The sequence below is a fragment of the Desulfogranum marinum genome (assembly GCF_016918565.1).
GTDB lineage: Bacteria > Desulfobacterota > Desulfobulbia > Desulfobulbales > Desulfobulbaceae > Desulfogranum > Desulfogranum marinum.
The window spans coordinates 283,260-303,028 of sequence record NZ_JAFFQD010000002.1 but is presented as its reverse complement, the minus strand read 5'-3'; the positions used below and the strand labels follow the sequence as shown (position 1 = coordinate 303,028).

12 protein-coding genes are annotated in these 19,769 nt (G+C 45.2%); 3 read left to right on the top strand and 9 right to left on the bottom strand.

Features of this window, described 5'->3' with window-relative positions; all coding sequences use genetic code 11:
• Both JWH17_RS03115 and JWH17_RS03110 read left to right on the top strand, forming a co-directional pair.
• Positions 1 to 3,083, top strand: a 3,083-nt coding sequence (locus tag JWH17_RS03115) for a HEAT repeat domain-containing protein (RefSeq protein WP_205221093.1), incomplete at its 5' end; no start/stop codon positions are given.
• 353 nt (positions 3,084 to 3,436) lie between these two features.
• A complete protein-coding gene (locus JWH17_RS03110; RefSeq protein WP_205221092.1) occupies positions 3,437 to 5,209 on the top strand; it encodes a DnaB-like helicase C-terminal domain-containing protein in 1,773 nt (590 codons plus the stop codon).
• 22 nt (positions 5,210 to 5,231) lie between these two features.
• Here the strand turns inward: JWH17_RS03110 and trmFO are convergent, their stop codons facing one another.
• The 7 genes from trmFO to JWH17_RS03075 all read right to left on the bottom strand — a co-directional run bounded on the left by trmFO (position 5,232) and on the right by JWH17_RS03075 (position 13,527).
• Positions 5,232 to 6,545: a methylenetetrahydrofolate--tRNA-(uracil(54)-C(5))-methyltransferase (FADH(2)-oxidizing) TrmFO gene (gene trmFO / locus JWH17_RS03105; RefSeq protein ID WP_205221091.1), complete on the bottom strand. Its 1,314-nt coding sequence runs from the start codon at positions 6,543 to 6,545 to the stop codon at positions 5,232 to 5,234.
• The gene (locus tag JWH17_RS03100) at positions 6,542 to 6,988 is read right to left on the bottom strand and encodes a 3D domain-containing protein (protein ID WP_205221090.1); all 447 of its coding nucleotides are present in this window, start codon (positions 6,986 to 6,988) and stop codon (positions 6,542 to 6,544) included. Before JWH17_RS03100 ends, trmFO begins: the two co-directional genes overlap by 4 nt.
• Before the next feature lie 131 nt (positions 6,989 to 7,119).
• On the bottom strand, positions 7,120 to 8,406 hold the full coding sequence (gene ahcY / locus JWH17_RS03095) for an adenosylhomocysteinase (RefSeq protein ID WP_205221089.1): 1,287 nt from the start codon (positions 8,404 to 8,406) through the stop codon (positions 7,120 to 7,122).
• A gap of 72 nt (positions 8,407 to 8,478) precedes the next feature.
• On the bottom strand, positions 8,479 to 9,642 hold the full coding sequence (gene metK, locus JWH17_RS03090) for a methionine adenosyltransferase (RefSeq protein WP_205221088.1): 1,164 nt from the start codon (positions 9,640 to 9,642) through the stop codon (positions 8,479 to 8,481).
• Positions 9,643 to 9,914: 272 nt separating this feature from the next.
• Positions 9,915 to 10,661: an enoyl-[acyl-carrier-protein] reductase FabL gene (gene fabL / locus JWH17_RS03085; protein ID WP_369125039.1), complete on the bottom strand. Its 747-nt coding sequence runs from the start codon at positions 10,659 to 10,661 to the stop codon at positions 9,915 to 9,917.
• A gap of 349 nt (positions 10,662 to 11,010) precedes the next feature.
• Positions 11,011 to 11,949 carry a DUF362 domain-containing protein gene (locus JWH17_RS03080; RefSeq protein ID WP_205221086.1) on the bottom strand — a complete coding sequence of 313 codons (939 nt, stop codon included), beginning with the start codon at positions 11,947 to 11,949 and terminating at the stop codon, positions 11,011 to 11,013.
• Positions 11,950 to 12,333: 384 nt separating this feature from the next.
• Positions 12,334 to 13,527 carry a 3-phosphoglycerate dehydrogenase family protein gene (locus JWH17_RS03075; RefSeq protein WP_205221085.1) on the bottom strand — a complete coding sequence of 398 codons (1,194 nt, stop codon included), beginning with the start codon at positions 13,525 to 13,527 and terminating at the stop codon, positions 12,334 to 12,336.
• Between the two features lie 278 nt (positions 13,528 to 13,805).
• Between JWH17_RS03075 and JWH17_RS03070 the strand changes: the two genes are divergently transcribed.
• Positions 13,806 to 16,883 (top strand): ChaN family lipoprotein, encoded by a 3,078-nt coding sequence (locus tag JWH17_RS03070; RefSeq protein ID WP_205221084.1) that lies wholly within the window; start codon positions 13,806 to 13,808, stop codon positions 16,881 to 16,883.
• A gap of 52 nt (positions 16,884 to 16,935) precedes the next feature.
• Here the strand turns inward: JWH17_RS03070 and folP are convergent, their stop codons facing one another.
• Positions 16,936 to 17,730, bottom strand: coding sequence for a dihydropteroate synthase (gene folP / locus JWH17_RS03065; protein WP_205221083.1), 795 nt, complete (start codon positions 17,728 to 17,730; stop codon positions 16,936 to 16,938).
• Between the two features lie 86 nt (positions 17,731 to 17,816).
• Positions 17,817 to 19,697 (bottom strand): ATP-dependent zinc metalloprotease FtsH, encoded by a 1,881-nt coding sequence (gene ftsH, locus JWH17_RS03060; RefSeq protein WP_269755804.1) that lies wholly within the window; start codon positions 19,695 to 19,697, stop codon positions 17,817 to 17,819.
• Positions 19,698 to 19,769 lie beyond the last annotated feature (72 nt).

Sequence of the window (19,769 nt, the reverse complement as noted above, 5' to 3'; positions counted from 1 at the left end):
TGTTGACCCAAAAGTTCAAAGGATTGTTCGGCGACAAACTCTACCATCAGGTGGTCAACCAGGTCTCCGATGCTCTGCTCGATGAAACCATTGAGCACCTCACCCCAAAGCAGCTCAACCGGATGGTCGCCATGCTCACCTCGAGCATTCCACTGGCCATCGACAACAATGGTGATCCCGACCTCACGGCTGTGGATGATGACATGCTCAACAAGCTGGTACAGACCCCTAAAGGGCCCATGGTCAGACAATTGTATTCTCAGCAGGTCGATGCCCGCGCACTACAAGCTGCAGCTGCTTCAGGGAAGCCTGCGCCTCTAAGCCTGCAAAAGCGTCTTCAACAGCCTCAATGGTCAGCTCCTCTTCTGGTAACAGCAGCCCAGCTTACGGTAGATCCTGCAATTGTCGATGAACATAAAGCAGGCTTTGATGGGTTTAACCAAATCCTTACCAATTACGATACTGCCCTTAGCCAAGAACAACAAACGCAGGTCGCAGCCCAAGCAGGACAACAACTTGCTGATTTTGAAGACGATGAACTCGGCCAAATGCTCATCCATCGTTTTAAAGGACTTTTCGGCGACAAGTTGTATACCGAGATCATCAAACACCTAACCGACGAAAAACTGGCAACGCTCACCCAACAGATGTACCGATTTGTAACCGGCCAGGAAGTACTGCCGGAAGGTGAATCAAATCAAGAAGTTGCTGCAGCCTATAAACGGCTAATGCAAACCGTCAAAAATGTAAAAATCCTTACGGTTGTCGAAATGCATAAAGAACGACAACAAAAAGAAGCTGAGGGCAAGGCCGAAAAAATAGCAAAAGGGATAAATGCTATCCTTGCAAACGATACAAACCAATTAGCCGACCAAGAGATCTGTCAGGAATTACCCAATACCATCATTCAATTCATCAAAGATGGTAAAAATATCGAAGCAGATACCCTATTGATGCATACAGCCATAGCTATCCAATCGACTTCAGAGAAGATACGCTTAAATGGAGCAGAATCCCTTGCACTGACAGCACAAAAACTAGCTGAGCAGAAACAATGGGATCGTCTGGTTAAACTCCTCCCTGCTTTAGAGCAAGCGCTTCAGCTGGTTGTTACCGACGAAAGCAGCATAAAAAGAATAATTACCGCGATCTCGCAATTAGCCCACCATTTTCTCGAACAAAACAACTATGCCAAAGCATTTGAAATCGTTCATGTCATCAACCGAATTACCTCCTCGAAGGTTGGCATAGAAGTGAGTGAGACTGTAAGAGAGCATGGCATTGCAGTTCTTGACCAAATCAGCTCTGATTCTATTCTGGAAAGGCTTCTCGAAGCCTATCTTCACGAGGAGGAAAAGAGAGATAATGTGGGCAACTTACTCACCGATCTCGGCAACAGGTCGGCACGCTACCAACTGCAATATTTAATGAACAGCGAAAGCCGTTTTGAAAGGAAACTTCTTTTAAGTCTTATCAAACAAACCGGCAACGCCGCCAAAGATATTCTGCTTGAACAAATCCAACAACCATCTCCTTGGTATGTGACCCGCAACATTGTTCGTTTGCTCGGAGAGATCGGCAGTCCTTCGCTTATGCACGCCATAAAACCCTTTATCAATCACCAGGATCTAAGGGTCCAGCAGGAAGTGTTGAATACGGCTGTCAAGCTTGGGGGGAATGAGACCCCCGAGTTCCTCAAACAAGCCTTATCCTCCATGGATGATACGATTAAAACGAAAGTTGTACACCATATGGGCAACATTCCTGATGAAAGCTATGTACGTCCACTCACCGAGTTGCTTGAACAAAATAAATCCATGCAGGGAAAAAACAAAAACTTTTTCCAGCTTGCTATCTGTAAAACTCTGGGTATTATTGGATCCAGGCGTGCATTGCAGACACTACAAAGCGTTGCACAAAGCAAGTCTGTCCTCGGTATTACCGGTTATGCAGATGAAGTCCGTAATGCTGCAGGTCAAACAGCACGACGCATCAGGGCAAGGCTTTCTCCCGATCAAAGCCCACAGCTCCCAAGCAGTTCTACTATGAAATCTCCAAATGACAAACAATCGCAGCCAAGCTCCCACTCATCATCTATAACTGATCAGGAAATACATATTTTTAAAATGGTCGAAAAGGGGAAAAAGGAAGAAGCAAAAGAAGCTCTCTTTGACTTGGTGACAGCAACAGCCAGGGCTGGCGATTTTCAAAATGCAGAACGATTGCGCGAACGCATATACGAAATTGATCCCATGGCCCTGAGTGAGATTATTCGTTCCGGCGAGATAATCGAACAGGAAAAAACCGGGGCTATAAACCAAGACGATTTGGATACATGGTCTCAACTTACCGATGAACTTACATCAGCTGAATTCCAGACGATCTACCATGAACTGCGTGAACGTATATTTAATCCGGAAGAGTCAATCGTTAACCAGGGCGAAAAAAACAATGAGCTGCTTTTAATCAATCAGGGAAGCATCAAAGCGTCTCACCTTATTAACGACAAAGAAATCTTTATCACCAGTCTCGGCAGAGGTGAAATTATTGGTGAAAATTTTTTTACTCCTTCTATTTGGACTATCAGCCTCACCGCTCTTACCCAATCAAGAATCTATGTCTTGAAGCAGGACCAACTCGCAAAATGGAAAGATCAATTTCCTGGAATGGAGAACAAACTCAAACATTTTTATAATAAAAACAATAAAATACCATCAACACTAAAGAAAAAAGGACTAGAACGACGCCAGGATGAACGTTTCAAAATATCACGAAAAATACAGGTGCACCCCACAGACAGCAAAGGGAACCCAATAGGCCGTGGATTCAGGGCTGACATTCTAGATATTTCAAAGGGTGGCTTAGCGTTTCTTATTCGTATCACTAAAAAAGAAAATGCCAAACTCTTGCTTGGTAGAGGTTTGCAGATTGTTTTACCTGTCGGTGGAAAAGCCAACTATCTTTATCTGCAAGGACTCTCCATTGGCGTACAACCCTTTAATGTTTTTGAAAGTGATTACGCCGTACACTTTAAATTCCATGATCAATTAGATGCAACCATCCTGCAGCAAATACTTGGTTAAACCGCAGTTCATGAGAAATTCCGGTTAATGTCGTTTTTCAATGTGCATGTTGATAATCTTTTCGTTGGACTAAAAAATTCATCCTGACAGGAGGCCTAAACTCTTATATTATCGATAAGCTTCCTGCAAAACTTAACATTTTGCTTAGAGTTCAAGTCGCACTACCTCAGATTCGACGCTATAAAAAAAGTAATTTTATAGTATTGCTCGCTCCATTTTTCTATTGACGAGGTTCCACCTGTTTTTATAGACGCCTGTTGTACTGGCTAGCTCGAATTTCCATTGCAGTGCTCATCACTCTTTCTTTTGTTTGAACAAAAAAAGATAAAAATTATTTAACAAGAGGTACAACCATGCCTGATGCAGTGAGTCGATTTTACAGGCAATATTTCCCTGAGACACCGGTTACCAATCACATGCTGCAGGTAGTTTGCCCTTTTTGCAAAAGGCAACACAGAAAAAACCCTGGTACATTGACCATTCTGCTCAATGAAGAAAGTTTCTTCCACGGATATTTCTGGTGCCGGAATCGGTGTTGCGAGGGTGGATTTCCTCTCTATTTTGCAAAACTCAACGGAATAAGCCTAGACCACGTCCCTGGTTTTGATCCTGATCGTGAATATTTTGGCCGGGATATCGATTTTCCGGCCAAAAATATCAACCAGGACGTCATCGATTTTACCGAAAAGCTTACCCCAGAGTTAATAAACGGTTTCCAACACCAGGCAATTTCCAAGGCCGTGCTTGAAGAAACGAAAATCGGCTACAACGGGCGCTATCTAGTTTACCCCTACATACAAAGAGATGACAACTACTATGCTGCACGTTGTGTGCATCCTGAAAAGGAAGGGGACAGCTTCTGGTACGGAAACGAAAAGTTTACAACCAATCAATTCCACCTTTTCAATTGCACAGAGATTGATCGCTGTGAAAATGGAAGCCTGGTCATTGTGGAAGGTGAAAAGAACCTACTTCCACTAAAAAAACTGGGACTCCCCTGTATTGCAGTTCCATCTGCAGCAGATTTGGTACATATTGATGAACGTCAGCTCCAATGGCTTCGCACTATTTTTCTGTGGGTAAATAATACGGCTGAATCTCTTACGGCTGCTCGATCCTTTGCCACCATAATCGGTTACAAAGTACGTCTCGTTTCCTGGCAGGCAGATCATCCACGAAAATATTCGCTTACCTCTTTGGCCGTTGATCGTGGCAAGGATTTTCAGCAGGACGTCTTTACTATGCTGCGTAAGGCACGAGCGTTTTCCCCTTTTGCAACCCCAGATCGGGAATATTACCTCTTCAACAAACTGCTAGGTAATGATTCAGACCCGGAGCGACATACTGTTAATACAGGATTTCCACTGCTTGATAAAACATTTGGAGAACTGCGCGGGATTAACATTATGGGTGGTACGCCAAAGGCCGGCAAATCTTGTCTGTTCATCCAGATTGCTACCGAAATGGCTTCTCGCAAAATTCCGGTTATTTACTACGATTTTGAAAACGGCAAACAAAAAATATACCTTCGCACTCTCTCTCGGTGGAGCAGAGTTTCAACAGAGGTACTTTTAAAAGGCAGGCTTACTCCAGAAGAAGTTGCCAGGGTGGAAAAAGCCAAGAAAAAACTTAAGGAAGCTTTGCGCTGGTTTCGGGTGGTCAATGATCGTCAGCTTACCCCTGAACTTATGCGACGCCATATTGACTTTTTACGCCGAGAAACCAACGGAGACCGGGCGGTTGTCATCATAGACAGTCTGCACAAGCTCCCTTTTAAAGACCTGACCAAAAGGCGATCCGGTATTGATGGCTGGTTACGTCATATGGAAGCAATCCGAGATGAATTGCAGGTTTCGTTTCTTGTCATATCAGAACTCGCCCGCGGTCAAGACGGTCAATTTGAGCACCAGCCACAGCTAGGTTCATTCAAGGGGTCGGGCGATATAGCCTATTCAGCAGATAATGCACTCATTTTTTTACCGGAATGGGATCCTTTTGAAAGCACTCCCCCTGAAGACAGAATCAACAATCTATGGATGGTAGCAAGCCGTGAGCAAAGCCCTGGAAAAATAGCAGCATATCGTCTTGACTTCCCTTACTGGGGATTTACAGAGCAGCAAGGGTAGGTACAGCGAAATTTCTGCCTGCTCACCAACGCTGCTGCCATTGTTCCAGCAACTCCAGTGCTCCTTTTGCCCGGTAGCCCCCCCTCTCTCTCTTCCGCATTTTTTTTGCTAAAGGGGGAAATAATCCAAAGTTGACATTGCTTGGCTGAAAATAGCGACCATCTGAGGAGGTCAAATGACGCAGCAAAGCTCCAAACGCCGTCGCAGCGGGAGGCGGTTCAGGGACGGAACCTTTCGTAGCCAGTCCAGCTGCATTTATTCCCGCCAGCAGCCCCATTGCCGCACTTTCAACGTATCCTTCCACACCAGACAACTGTCCCGCTATAAACAACCCTGGTACATTTTTCATCTGCAGGGAGGTATCAAGTAGATCAGGCGCACAAATAAAAGTATTGCGATGAATAGATCCTAATCGTAAAAATTCGGCTTGCTCAAGCCCTGGTATCATACGAAAAACACGTTGTTGTTCACCGTATTTTAATTTGGTTTGAAAACCAACCATGTTAAACATAGTGCCTGCACGATTTTCTGCCCGGAGCTGCATTACCGCGTAGGGGACCTCTCCGGTTTCAGGATGAGCGAGTCCAACCGGTTTCATCGGCCCATAACGAAGCGTATCAGCCCCCCTGCCTGCCATAACTTCAATGGGCAGGCAACCTTCAAAATACTTTTCTTTTTCAAAAGATTGTAAAGGTACCATTTCAGCACTCAACAATGAGGCCAGGAACAGCTCATACTCTTCTTTTGTGAACGGACAATTCAGGTAGTCTCCAGGTCCCTCATCGTCCCAACGTGATTTTCTATAAACCCGATCCCAATTGAGACTTTCCGCATCAACAATAGGAGCTATGGCATCATAAAAGGCTAATTTTTCGCCGGTTAGTTCAAGCAACCTCGTAGACAGCGACGCAGAAGTCAAGGGCCCAGTTGCAAGAATCACAGGCTGACAGCCGGAATCCGGCAAAGACACCACTTCCTCCCTGCGAACAGTGATAGCCGGGTGCCTTTCAATGGCTCGTGTTATATGACGGGCAAACATATTACGGTCCACGGCCAGCGCCTTACCAGCAGGCACCATGGTCGCAGCTGCGCCAGTCATAATCAACGATCCAAGACGGCGCATTTCTTCTTTTAACAAGCCCACTGCAGAGTCTACTGCATTTGAGCGAAAGGAGTTGGAACAGACTAGTTCCGCCAACTGCTCAGATTCATGAGCAGGGCTGAAAAGTGAAGGCTTCATTTCATACAGAACAACCTCCACCCCTCTCTGAGCCAACTGCCAGGATGCTTCACACCCTGCAAGCCCACCACCGATTACACTAACTTTTTTGGTCATCTATCGATCTTTACCTCTACGTTTCGACGTCCCCACCCCAGGGCTTGTTGATGTGATTCAAAATACAAATCGATGCGGGTCGGTCCTTTGATTGCTCCGCCTCTATCAGCGACGACTCCCCACCCATAGCCGGGGACAAACATTCTCGTTCCAAAGGGATAATACTTCGTATCAGCGGCTATGGTTCCATCTCGATGAAACCACAACCATGGCAATACTGTTCGTACCGGAATCATCCAGGGATGAACAAGGCTATCCTGAGAGAATAGGCCGGGAACGGGTTCTACAGGAACTGTATTTGCGGCTGTTTTACCATTATATGCCATATCCTTTCGTTTACCGGCAGTGACATATTTATTCCAGAAATCAAGTTTAAGAAACAGCCAACGGCCTCTCTCCCAGGAGCAACACTTACCGCATCCGCAATAAGCAGTGGTTTCCATAATCCTGGTTTCGTAGCCGGCACAGCCAGACAAAAGAATGCTGAGCCAAAGAAGAAGAAAAAAAATGGAAAAACGCATATAAAAAAAGGCAGAACGCCTAAAGCATCCTGCCCGTGAAGAGACGTCTGGTTTTAGTATCTATAATACTCAGGTTTGAACGGACCTTCTACAGTCACACCGATATACTCAGCCTGTTCCTGTGTCAACTCGGTAAGTGTTGCACCAATTTTCTTTAAATGCAACATTGCGACTTTCTCATCGAGTTCTTTAGGCAGAAAATAGACTTTATTTTCATATTTTTCTGCATTATTCCACAATTCAATCTGAGCAAGAACCTGATTGGCAAAGGAATTACTCATGACAAAACTTGGGTGACCAGTAGCGCAGCCGAGGTTAACCAGTCGACCTTCAGCAAGAATGATCAATCGCTTGCCATCAGGAAAGATAACATGGTCAACCTGGGGCTTGATGTTTTCCCATTCCAGTTCACGAATGCCTGCAATATCGATCTCAGAATCAAAGTGACCAATGTTGCATACAATGGCCTGGTCCTTCATCATATCCATATGAGCCCTGCTGATAACCCTTAAGTTTCCGGTGCAAGTAACAAAAATTTCACCTACTGCGGCGGCTTCTTCCATGGTTACAACCCGGTACCCTTCCATGGCCGCCTGCAGCGCACAGATAGGATCTATTTCGGTTACCAGGACAGTAGCCCCCATACCACGCAGTGCCTGTGCACAACCCTTACCGACATCACCGTAGCCGGCAACGACACCAATTTTACCGGCGATCATGACATCTGTGGCGCGTTTTATACCATCAAGCAATGACTCCCGACATCCATACAGGTTGTCGAACTTTGATTTGGTAACCGAGTCATTGACATTAATAGCAGGCGAAAGCAATTTTCCGTCCTGGGCCATCTCGTTGAGGCGCAGGACCCCTGTGGTTGTTTCTTCAGAAATACCACGCACATCCTTCATCAATTCAGGGTATTTCTGATGCATTATCAGGGTCAGGTCACCACCATCATCGAGAATCATATTGGGCCGCCAGTCATCGGGGCCAAAGATAGTCTGTTCGATGCACCACCAGAATTCTTCCTCGGTCTCTCCCTTCCAAGCAAAGGTCGGAATTCCTGCAGCCGCCACTGCTGCTGCAGCGTGATCCTGGGTGGAAAAAATATTACAGGAAGACCAGCGCAGCTCAGCACCTAAGTCAACCAGAGTCTCCATTAAAACTGCGGTCTGGATGGTCATATGCAGGCAGCCGCCGATACGTGCTCCTGCTAGCGGTTTGCTACCTTTATACTCTTCTCGCAGGGCCATCAAACCCGGCATTTCGGTCTCGGCTATGGCAATCTCTTTTCTGCCCCATTCGACAAGACTCATATCTGCAACTTTATAATCGGTCATACATTGCTCCTGCATCTTTTTTCAAAAAATGCTTCATCAATTCTAAATTTATAGCTCAACTACATCCAAAGATTATAGTCCGGCTGCGTCCCTCAGTGCTTCGACCTTATCGATAGCTTCCCAGGTAAACTCAGGAAGCTCACGGCCAAAGTGGCCATAAGCTGCAGTTTTCCTATAAATAGGCCGTAAGAGATCAAGCTTTTGAACGATGGCCTTAGGCCGCAAGTCAAATACCTGGCGAATAACCTCAATCAATCTTTCTTCGCTTACCTTGCCTGTCCCAAATGTTTTTACGTTAATAGATACAGGTTGAGAGATACCGATGGCATAGGCTACCTGCACCTCAACTTCTTTAGCAAGCCCTGCCGCCACAATGTTTTTGGCAACATACCGTCCCATGTACGCGGAAGAGCGGTCGACTTTGGATGGATCCTTGCCGGAAAAAGCACCGCCACCGTGTGATCCGCGCCCGCCATATGTATCCACGATAATTTTCCGACCTGTAAGACCGCAATCCCCTACAGGCCCACCGATGACAAAACGACCTGTGGGATTAATGAAATATTTAGTGTCCGCATCCACCATATTGGCAGGAAGAATAGGCTTAATAATTTCTTCCATGACCCCTTCTTTCAAGTCTGCATGGGTTATTTCCGGGGCATGTTGGGTGGAAAGAACAACCGCCTCTATTCGTTTGGCAATATTATTTTCATATTCAATGGTTACCTGACTCTTGGCATCTGGTCGTAGCCACGGCAAAACACCAGCCTTACGTATCTGAGCCTGCCGCTTTACCAAACGATGGGCATAGGTTATAGACATGGGCATCAAAACATCTGTTTCATCACAAGCGTAGCCGAACATAAGCCCCTGGTCGCCGGCGCCCTGATCCAAGTCAAGTCCGGTTCCTTCATCAACCCCTACGGCGATGTCAGCCGATTGCTTGTCAATGGAGGTCATAACCGCACAGGACTGCCAGTCAAATCCCATATCTGAAGAGTTGTAGCCTATTTCACGTATTGTCTGACGAACAATCTCCGGCATATCAACCCAGGCCGAGGTAGTAATTTCTCCTGCAATCAGTGCCATTCCTGTGGTAACAAGACTCTCACAAGCGACACGGGAGTGTTTATCCTGGGCAAGAATAGCATCAAGAATGGCATCAGAAATTTGATCAGCTACTTTATCCGGATGCCCTTCAGATACTGATTCTGACGTAAACAAATGATTTGACATATAGTTGACTCCTTCAGGAGATAATTGGTTTTCAATCGTCCTTCTGATTTTGCGTATAGTAAAGGGGTGAAGATTCTACATCCATATCCCGGTCAATTCAACTTAAATATGTTAGAATTGCGACAATATTTGCTCATGCGATAATCTGAACAAGTGACCACCCCATGACACCATGAAGGTGATTTACAACAATATCAACCAACTGTGACGAGGCTTAAGCCACTTCTTCATAATGATGAAAAAAAATTGTAAAGTGTACCTGCTTGCAGTCCTTATCCCTGAATGGCATAGCCACCATCTACGACCACGACCTGCCCATGTACCATGGAGGCGAGGTCGCTGCATAAAAACAGGGCGACATCCGCAACATCTTCCGGTGTGGTCAGACGACCAAGGGGGGTACGCTGTTCCGCTGCTTTCAATATCTTTTCCCGGTTAGGAAATTTCTTTAAGGCATCGGTATCCACAACACCGGCGCTCAAAGTGTTAATGGTGATCTTCTTCGGACCAATTTCAACCGCTAAATGACGCACTAATGACTCTAAAGCGGCTTTTGACGCTCCGACAACGGTATAATCGGGAATGGCCCGCACCGACCCCATGGACGAAATGGCTATAATCCTTCCTCCCTCCCCCATCATCGGTAGTGCATGTTGCGTCAATGACAACAAGGCACGGGCATTAATATTCATTGCCCAGTCCCAGTGACGAGGCGTCAGCTCCATGGCTGGTTTCAGCACTCCGGAGGCAGCATTGGAAACAACAATATCCAAATGCTCAACGCCATGTTCCTTTATACTTTCAAATAGTTGCGCAACATGGATTTCATCAGCAATATTAGCCTTGACAGCAAAGCACTGTACTCCTTTCGCCTTAATAGCCTCAACAGCCTGGTCGGCATCACTGCGGTGGCGAACAAAATTGACAATGATATTAACGCCACACTCGGCAAGGCGGAGGGCAATAGCCCGACCAATGCCACGAGATCCACCTGTTATTAACGCTGTTTTTCCCTGCATATTTTTCATATTATGATCCTGAACAAAAACACTAGTATAAAACTTGTATATAATTAATTAGCACCTAAATCCTGCAATTGCCAAGTTTGCCGAAGGTGCGAGGCTGCGTACACGCAGACGTATTGTAGTACTTCAAGTGTTCGCAAACAAAGCAGATTCGGTAAAATCGGCAATCCCGAAGGGTGGCAAGCATGAGAAAAATGCTCTTAAACCTAACTCACATTAAAAGTGAACTGATTTCTTGTTGATAAAACCGATAACAGTCTGGAAAAAAATAACTAAAAGCGTTTTTGTCATGTTTGACATGCAAGATTTAGGTAGCAGCTTATCCTTGCCATTTTCCTTTCGGCTATCGCTGTAGTATAGGCTGGGCTATTCTTCGTATAGAACTTTTTATAAAACGGAGGGGATGAAAGCGAATAGGCATTAACTTCTCAGGAACTATAAATCCTTCCACGTTAAATGTATTACTTTGCAAAAAAGTCCATTCTATATGGTCCAGCGAAACTCCTGCATACCCTTTTCCGGCAGCAGTAGCCCAAAGAGGACAATCTGCCGGATTTATCCCAAGTATATCAAGAAAAGCGGTATCCAGAGCAATCGCATTAGCAGAACAACCAAGAACCCCAACAGAGAAAGGCTCACCATGAATTGGTCCGCTCACATGCATTGCCTTTATACCATCGAGCAATGACAGGCTGTGGGGAAAGGCGGGAAGCAACTGAAGGATAAGCTCTGCAAAGCTTCCATTTTTCCCACCATATGCCATGTGCCACCATGCCTTTCTTAAACCGGCAACACAGCCAAACATATTTTTTACCGCCATGGTCACTCGCGCCTGGGCATGGGCTTTGACACGAGGTACATTTACCAATATGTCACATTCCCTGGGTGCCGTAGCTACTCTCAGCTCTTTTCCATCCGGCAAGGCTATTTTTTCCGTTTGATTAAACTCTACAATTTCGACCCCTAAATTGCTCAAACCCGCAAGTGCGCCTATTGCCTCCAGCACAGACCTTGCTGAACCAAAAGCTGGAGAGTCACCAAGCTTTACCTTCGCCCCCTGGTCAAGAAACCATCTGGCAACCGATTCCAGCAAAACAGGTTCACTGCATGCTAGACCTCCATTACGGGCGCAAATCAAATTTGGTTTGATCAGTACCTGAGAACCTGCAAAAGAGCCTCCTCCGCAGGTTACTGAAAGCAACTGATTCACCACATTGTCAAGAGAATCTTGAGCATACATTGCTAAAGGCAGCAAAGCCACCTGCGGAATAGAGCTCTTCATAGAAAACGATTTTGCTAAAAAGAAACCGACTTGACCCTCAAAAGTAAAAGGATCAAGTCGGCAAAGGAGAGAAGATGAAGAATCATTTTAAATTTAGCATTATTCATGCCAGAAAAAAACCAGGGCCCAAAAAAAATATTACCGTTTTTTCAAGGTGTTACATGGAATTTTATTCTCTCTTGCTTCAAGCCCCGCAAAGCAGTTCATTTTTTTTAACCTCGCCTGGGCTAAAAAAAGAATGGATCAAAAAAAACACTTAACATATCAAATAATTACCATGCAATACTATTTTTTATACTCCGTATCTCCCAATAGAACCCCAATTGGATATTTTTTATACACCCTCACTGACATACAAAATCCACAGTGCTGATTATGGTTATATTACGCCTCGTGAAAGGCAATACTTCGGGTCCGTAACACGCCTTCCTGCTGACAAATTTCCTTTTCTACACTAGCTGGAACAGGACCTGCACAGTCAATAATATTATAGCCTAAAGTTCCATTACTTTTATTAGTGTAGTTCATGATGTTAATATGATGTGCACCAAGGATATTTGTCACCAGACCAATCATTCCGGGTTGATCACGATTAATGACCGTTAATCGTGTATGAACATCTACCGTTGGAATGGTTTCAATGTTGGGGAAATTGACACTGTGAACAATGTTGCCGTATTCCAGATAGCTTTTCAACTCTCTAACGGCCATCACCGCGCAGTTTTCTTCAGACTCTGAAGTAGAGGCTCCCAAATGCGGTGTAACAATAATCTTCTCATGGCCGATAAACTTCACCGAGGGAAAATCAGATATATGGCCTCTCAGTTTGCCACTTGCAAGTGCTGCCAACACAGCATCTTCATCAACAATAGGTCCCCTGGCATAATTTATAAGAATGGCATCATCTTTCACAAACTCTAAAAAATCCTTTTGTGTCACATATCCGCGGGTATTTTTGTTTAAAGGAATATGCACGCTGATAAAGTCGGCCTGTCCAAGCGCTTCTTTACGGGATCTTGAAAGTGTTACTTCCGGCGAAAGCCCATGAATATTATCCATAGCTGGAAAAGGATCAAACCCGATAACCTTCATCCCATGATGTAACCCTGCATTGGCGACGCCCACTCCAATCTTTCCAAGTCCAACCACGGCAAGGGTCTTTCCCGCCATTTCTTCGCCCTTAAACTTCTTTTTCTGCGCTTCCACTTCAATGTTTATGGAGTCATCATCCTTCAATTTATTGAGATCTTTACAAAATGAGATACTCTTTTCCACATTACGCAGCCAGATACCTAAAGTCGTATAGACCAACTCCACTACAGCATTGGCATTTGCACCTGGTGCGTTAAATACACAGATTCCTTTCTCAGAAGCTTCGTCAACCGGTATATTATTAACGCCGGCACCGGCTCTAGCGACGCCCAGCAAATTTGGAAAAAGATTCAAATCCACCTGAGAACTCCGTACAACCAACCCTTCCGGGTCGCTCTCTTCCGGGTCTACAATATAACGGTCTGTTAAAAGTGCCAGCCCTTCCGGAGCAATGGCATTCATCGTCTTGATACGAAATAATTGCATAAATGTCCTCTTTCTGGTCATCATTAAAGGATGCAAAGCAGTCAGTTGCGAAACTCAAACAGTCTGTTGTATCAGGTGCGGTAAAACAGTGCACACCCTGGCAGGCGAACGCAACCTGTTGACAAATTGATATAAAATTTAACGGCAGACCCTACAACGATCTTTTGGACCTTGTCAAGCAGAAGCATGTCCAATAGAGAAGTAACCTTTTCTAACAGATAATAAATGATTAGTATTTAGCCATTCTTTCAAATCATACTACCAAAAACTGACACTTCATGAAAAACACATTATTCATTTTTATTTTCCTGTTCTTTATCTTTCCTTCTTTTCTTCCCTGCAACCATGCTTCGGCCAATACTATGGTTGCCCCCATCCACCACCATATATCCCTCAGTTTTGATATAAACAAGCAGACGCTGTATGCAACATCGCGTATCAGCATTCCTCAACAGACTGAGCTGTATCTGGAAGGCGGCCCGCTCTCACTCACCGGGATAGTCCTTGAAAAAGAGAAAACCACCCCTGTCAAAGTTATTGCCGGAGAAAAAAACGACATTTTTATCGCGGCATCACACGTACCGCAGCAGCTTTATATCTCTTGGGAACTCTCAACAGCTCATGTATTGGACAGGGACAATCTTATTGCCGATAACGGGATAACACTTGCTGGGTTTTGGCATCCATTAGGCAAACAAGACATGCTTTTCTCTCTTGATGCGGTTATCCCTCAGCATTTTTCAGCTATTACTGAAGCAGAAGAGATTACCACAACGGTTTCCGGCAGCAACAAGCATGTACACGCCTCCTTCAACCACCCTCTTCAGAGCATGCACTTGATTGCAGGGCCATATATCATCCAGAGTAAACAACTGCAAAATCTGACGATTTATGCTTATTTTTTTAAAGAAGATGCTCATCTGATGAAACAATATCTGGCAAAAACGGCGTCCTACATCCGTGAGTATGAAAATTTGATTGGTCCCTTTCCTTACTCCCGCTATAGTATTGTGGAGAACAGGCTTCCCACCGGCTACGGAATGCCCGGTTTTACCCTCCTTGGCCAAGCTGTTGTTCGCCTTCCCTTTATTGTGGACACCTCTTTGGGTCATGAAATTCTTCACTCCTGGTTCGGTAACAGTATTTTTATTCGTCATGATGATGGAAACTGGGCAGAAGGACTGACAACCTACCTTGCAGATCAACACCTGGCTGCTAAAGCTGGAAAAGACATTCAGTACCGAAAAAAACAGCTTGTTCGATACGATGCCTACGTTGCAGCCGGCACACCACCTTCAATGCGTAATTTTCACAATCCGAGCGATAACCAGCCACAATCACGTATGCTCAAGGCAGTAGGCTATGATAAGGGATCAATGATTTTCCATATGCTTCATCAGAAAATCGGTCGAGACAACTTTTTTAAAGCACTCGCTCTCTTTTATCAAACAAACCGTTTCCAAAGTGCTGGCTGGCAGGATATTCAAGATGCTTTTGCTGAGGTTTCCGACACAAACTTAGCTGCTTTTTTCGACCAATGGGTAGACCGTGAGGATATCCCCTCGCTGTCCATAGAAAAAATAGACGTAAAGCCCAAAGGCGGTCAAGCCTCTGTTGCTTTTGATATCGTCCAACATACGAAAAAACCATATGCAATTGATGTCCCCATACGAATCGAAACTATGGGTGAGCCAATACAAAAAACACTTACCACCAATAGCACGCAAAAAAGGTTTGCCGTTACCACAGATACCCTTCCGGTGTCCATAACCCTAGACCCGAAATACGACCTTATGCGAAGTCTTGGAGCTGGGGAAAGAAGAGTGACTTGGGCTCATTTTCTGGCTGCAAGCCCGATGAATATCTTGGTTTCTGAAAAACAAGCAGCAACGTATCAACCGTTGATAAACCTCCTTCAGAAGCGGGGAGGCAACGTTATCAGCCCAAAAAATGTAACAAACAGTGCTCTACAGAAAGGATCCTGGCTTTTTGCCGGAGCCAGCAGCCATCGCAGCAGTCTTTTTGCCGACAAAAAAGCAGCAGATTTTGATTTTTCGCTGGCAGTGCACCCAAGCCCTTTTCATCAAAGGCAGGTTATGGTCCTGGTAGACAGCGAGGATTTTTCTCAAACCCAGGCTGTTGCCGGCAAACTGTTTCACTACGGACAATATTCCGTCCTTGGCTTCAACAACGGCAACATACAACAAAAACAAACCAGTCCGGCAGACGATGGAGACCACTATCCTTTACTCTCACTTCCTGGAGGTGTACCGACCAAAGCCCCCATGGACTTTTCAGAAATTCTTACAAATATAAAAGACTCGAAAGTAATTTATGTGGGCGAAACACATACCGACTATGGTGCCCATTTACTTCAACTGCAGATAATCCAAGGGCTCTTTCAACTAAACCCAAATCTGGTCATAGGAATGGAGATGTTTCCCACTTCCTCGCAGCAAGCGCTTGATGACTATATCGACGGGACCATCCAGAGCGAGTCCGAATTCATTAAACAGTCACAATATTTTAAAGTTTGGGGATACGACTACCGGCTATACCGCGATATTATAGGTTTTGCAAAAGCTAAAAAAATACCTCTTATTGGCCTGAACCTAGACAAACAGATAACAAGAACATTGTATCGTACCGGAACAACAGATGCATTATCAGTAGAACAGCGAGCCAGTGTTCCAGAGGATCGTGACCTTATACTTCCCGGATATGAACAACGACTTACTTCGGTCTTCAAAATGCATCAGACACCTCATTCTTCAGGAGGGTTTCCCGGTTTTCTTCAGGCCCAGGCATTATGGGATGAAACCATGGCTACATCTATAATCAATATCCTGCAACAATTTCCTGAAAAACAGATCATTGTTCTTGCCGGGACAGGACATGTGCATAAAATAAACGGCATTCCCCCTAGGGTGCAAAGAAGAATGAACAACATTGCCCAAAAAATTATCGTTCCAGCAGGCAGGCTATCCTCTGATGCAGGAATGCCGGCCCCTGCCGATATACTGATGGACACAGCAAGCGTTGAACTAGCTGCAGTGGGTAAAATCGGGGTTATACTCGAAGAGGAAGAAAATGGACAAGTGAGAATACGTCAAATAAGCCCTCATGGTTTGGCAGGCAAGGCAGGTCTGATGCCACAGGATATTATCAAACAAATTAACAACAATCCTGTCGCCAGTGTCGCCGATATCAAAATCAGCCTCCTTGACACTAAGGCCGGGGACACGGTCAGCGCTCAAATCATAAGAGGTGAAAAGCTCTACGACTTCCAAGTGGAACTCTCCTCTATTCAACAGACAATGATGCCAAAAGCTCACCCAAAGATAAAGATGCCTTGAAGGGAGAAAAGCTTATTGCAAAGGTTCGTTGAACTTAAACAAGAACCTCCAGCTATGAGAGGGCCGAGCTGAGAGCCACTGCGCAAACATTCTTTTTCACATCATGAACTCGCAATATATCAACACCCTTTTGCACGCACAAAGCTGATACAATGGCGGTCGGGAGATCACGTTCCGTGACAGGTATGCCTAGCAAGTGGTCAAAAAACGACTTGCGTGAGTGGCCAACCAGCACTTGGCATCCATGCTTTTTAAATTCCCTGATATTTCGTAGTATGGCCAGGTTATGGTCTACGCTTTTACCAAAACCAATGCCAGGATCAATAATAATTCGCCGGCGATCAATTCCTTTTTTTTCCATCCAGGCTAGCCGTTGAGTAAAAAAAGTATTTATTTCCTCAACAACATCAGTGTATTGAGGGGCGATCTGCATAGTATCTGGGTTACCCTGCATGTGCATTATGATCACGGGGCCACTGTAACTGGCTACCACCTCTACCATTTCTGGGTCTTGGCGGAGGGCTGAAATGTCATTGACCATTGTAGCACCCGCAGCAAGAGCAGCTTTTGCGACAAGAGCTTTGGTTGTGTCAATGGAAACAGGAATGGAAGTGAATTGGCGAATCTGAGTAATTGCAGGCAGAACTCTTGCCATCTCCTCATCCGCATCGATCGCTTCAGCAAAAGGTCTGGATGACTCCCCTCCCACATCAATAATGTCCGCTCCATCCTCAACAAGCTTAACGATTTGCTTTTGAATAGCATCCTTATTGGTGTACCGGCCGCCATCTGAAAAGGAATCAGGAGTAACATTGAGTATCCCCATAACCTTTGTTGCACTTGCCATGAATACATCTCCAATAAATAAAAAGAGCCGGTCGACTGCAAGCAGTCTACCGGCTCAAATTTCTACGTGCCTACATTTGCTGCAAATTAGGCTTCGGCGGTTTCATGCTCCTCAGTAGCGTTAGATGGCTCCGTTTCACTCTTTTCAGTAGTGTTTACAACAGCTTCTTCTTCACCTCTGAGATTAACAATTATACGATTCATGTCTTCGAGCATAATTGTCTCTTTCTCAAGCAATTCAGCAGCCACCGCATCCAGGATGTCCATGTTATCCTGAAGAAGTTTTGTGACTCTTTCATTACCCTCGAGAATGATCTTTTTCACAGCATCATCAATTTTTTGGGCCGTCAACTCACTATAATCACGATGTTGGGCAATCTCCCGTCCGAGGAAAATCTGCTCATCTTTCTTACCATACGCAAGAGGTCCGAGTTCGTCACTCATTCCCCATTCACACACCATTTTTCGGGCGAGCTCACTGGCACGTTCAATATCGTTGCCTGCACCTGTGGTAATCTCATTAAATACAAGTTTTTCAGCGACCCTACCGCCAAATAGAATGGCAATGGAATCAAGCAAGAAACCACGAGCATGTGTATATTTTTCATCCATGGGCAATTGCATTGTCAAACCAAGAGCCCTACCCCTGGGGATAATGGTCACTTTATGAATGGGATCTGTTCCCGGCAGAAAGCGAGCAACCAAGGCATGTCCTGCTTCATGATAAGCAGTGATCTCTTTCTCTTTGTCGGAGATAATCATTGATCTTCTCTCTGCGCCCATCATTACCTTATCTTTGGCCTTTTCCAACTGCTCAGCATCAACCTGGTCCTTACCTTTTCTGGCTGCCATAAGAGCAGCCTCATTGACGAGATTTTCCAGGTCAGCACCAGAAAATCCAGGTGTACCGCGAGCAATCACTCCCATGTCGACATCATCTGCCAACTTGGTTTTTTTGCCATAAATTTCAAGAATCTTTTCTCGTCCTTTCACATCCGGCACCGGCACCATTACCTGACGATCAAAACGACCTGGTCTGAGTAATGCTGGATCAAGTACATCAGGTCGGTTGGTGGCAGCAATAATAATAACCCCATCATTGCCCTCAAACCCATCCATTTCAACCAGCAGTTGATTCAAGGTCTGTTCGCGCTCGTCATGCCCTCCACCTAGCCCAGCTCCACGATGACGCCCTACAGCATCAATTTCGTCGATAAATATAATACAGGGCGCATGTTTTTTACCCTGATTAAAGAGGTCACGAACCCTTGAGGCCCCTACCCCGACAAACATTTCAACAAAATCAGAACCAGAGATGGTGAAAAACGGAACTCCGGCCTCGCCGGCAATGGCTCGGGCAAGTAAAGTTTTTCCTGTTCCAGGAGAACCTGCAAGCAAAACACCTTTGGGTATTCTTCCACCCAGCTTTGTGAATTTCTGAGGATCGCGCAGGAAATCGATTATCTCTTCGAGTTCTTCTTTGGCTTCATCAATACCGGCAACATCTTTAAACGTAACCTGTACTTCCCCTTCTCCCTGGAGTTTTGCCCTGGTTTTGCCAAATGAAAGAGCCCCGCCTTTACCGCCCATCTGCATCTGGCGCATAAAGAAAATCCACACCCCAATCAAAAGCAGCATCGGAAACCAGGATATCAGTATAGTCAAATACCAAGGCGTTTGCTCAGGCTCTTTAACAGAAATATCCACTCCAGACTGTCTGAGCATGGGGATAAGTTCTGCATCATCGGGAGCCACGGTTGTAAATGGACGCCCATCAAGACCAGAACCGGTAATTTTTTCACCCTGGATATTAACCTTGGTGATGGCACCACTATCCACGCTTGACCAAAACTCGCTGTATGTCACAGAGTTACTGGCTGAATGAGGTTTGTTAAACAAGTTAAACAGCAAGATCATAGTCAGACCTATGACCAGCCACATGCTCAGATTTTTATAAAAAGTATTCAAAAAAACTCTCCACTATGATGCTGTTGACGTGTAACCATTTGGCAGTATAACCTTTTTGAGTACCACGCCAGG

Coding starts and splice junctions, on each gene's coding strand:
- JWH17_RS03110 (WP_205221092.1), top strand. CDS start 3,437: ATGCCTGATGCAGTGAGTCGATTTTACAGGCAATATTTCCCTGAGACA.
- JWH17_RS03070 (WP_205221084.1), top strand. CDS start 13,806: ATGAAAAACACATTATTCATTTTTATTTTCCTGTTCTTTATCTTTCCT.
- ahcY (WP_205221089.1), bottom strand. CDS start 8,406: ATGACCGATTATAAAGTTGCAGATATGAGTCTTGTCGAATGGGGCAGA.
- trmFO (WP_205221091.1), bottom strand. CDS start 6,545: ATGACCAAAAAAGTTAGTGTAATCGGTGGTGGGCTTGCAGGGTGTGAA.
- JWH17_RS03075 (WP_205221085.1), bottom strand. CDS start 13,527: ATGCAATTATTTCGTATCAAGACGATGAATGCCATTGCTCCGGAAGGG.
- metK (WP_205221088.1), bottom strand. CDS start 9,642: ATGTCAAATCATTTGTTTACGTCAGAATCAGTATCTGAAGGGCATCCG.
- folP (WP_205221083.1), bottom strand. CDS start 17,730: ATGGCAAGTGCAACAAAGGTTATGGGGATACTCAATGTTACTCCTGAT.
- JWH17_RS03100 (WP_205221090.1), bottom strand. CDS start 6,988: ATGGAAACCACTGCTTATTGCGGATGCGGTAAGTGTTGCTCCTGGGAG.
- JWH17_RS03080 (WP_205221086.1), bottom strand. CDS start 11,949: ATGAAGAGCTCTATTCCGCAGGTGGCTTTGCTGCCTTTAGCAATGTAT.
- fabL (WP_369125039.1), bottom strand. CDS start 10,661: ATGCAGGGAAAAACAGCGTTAATAACAGGTGGATCTCGTGGCATTGGT.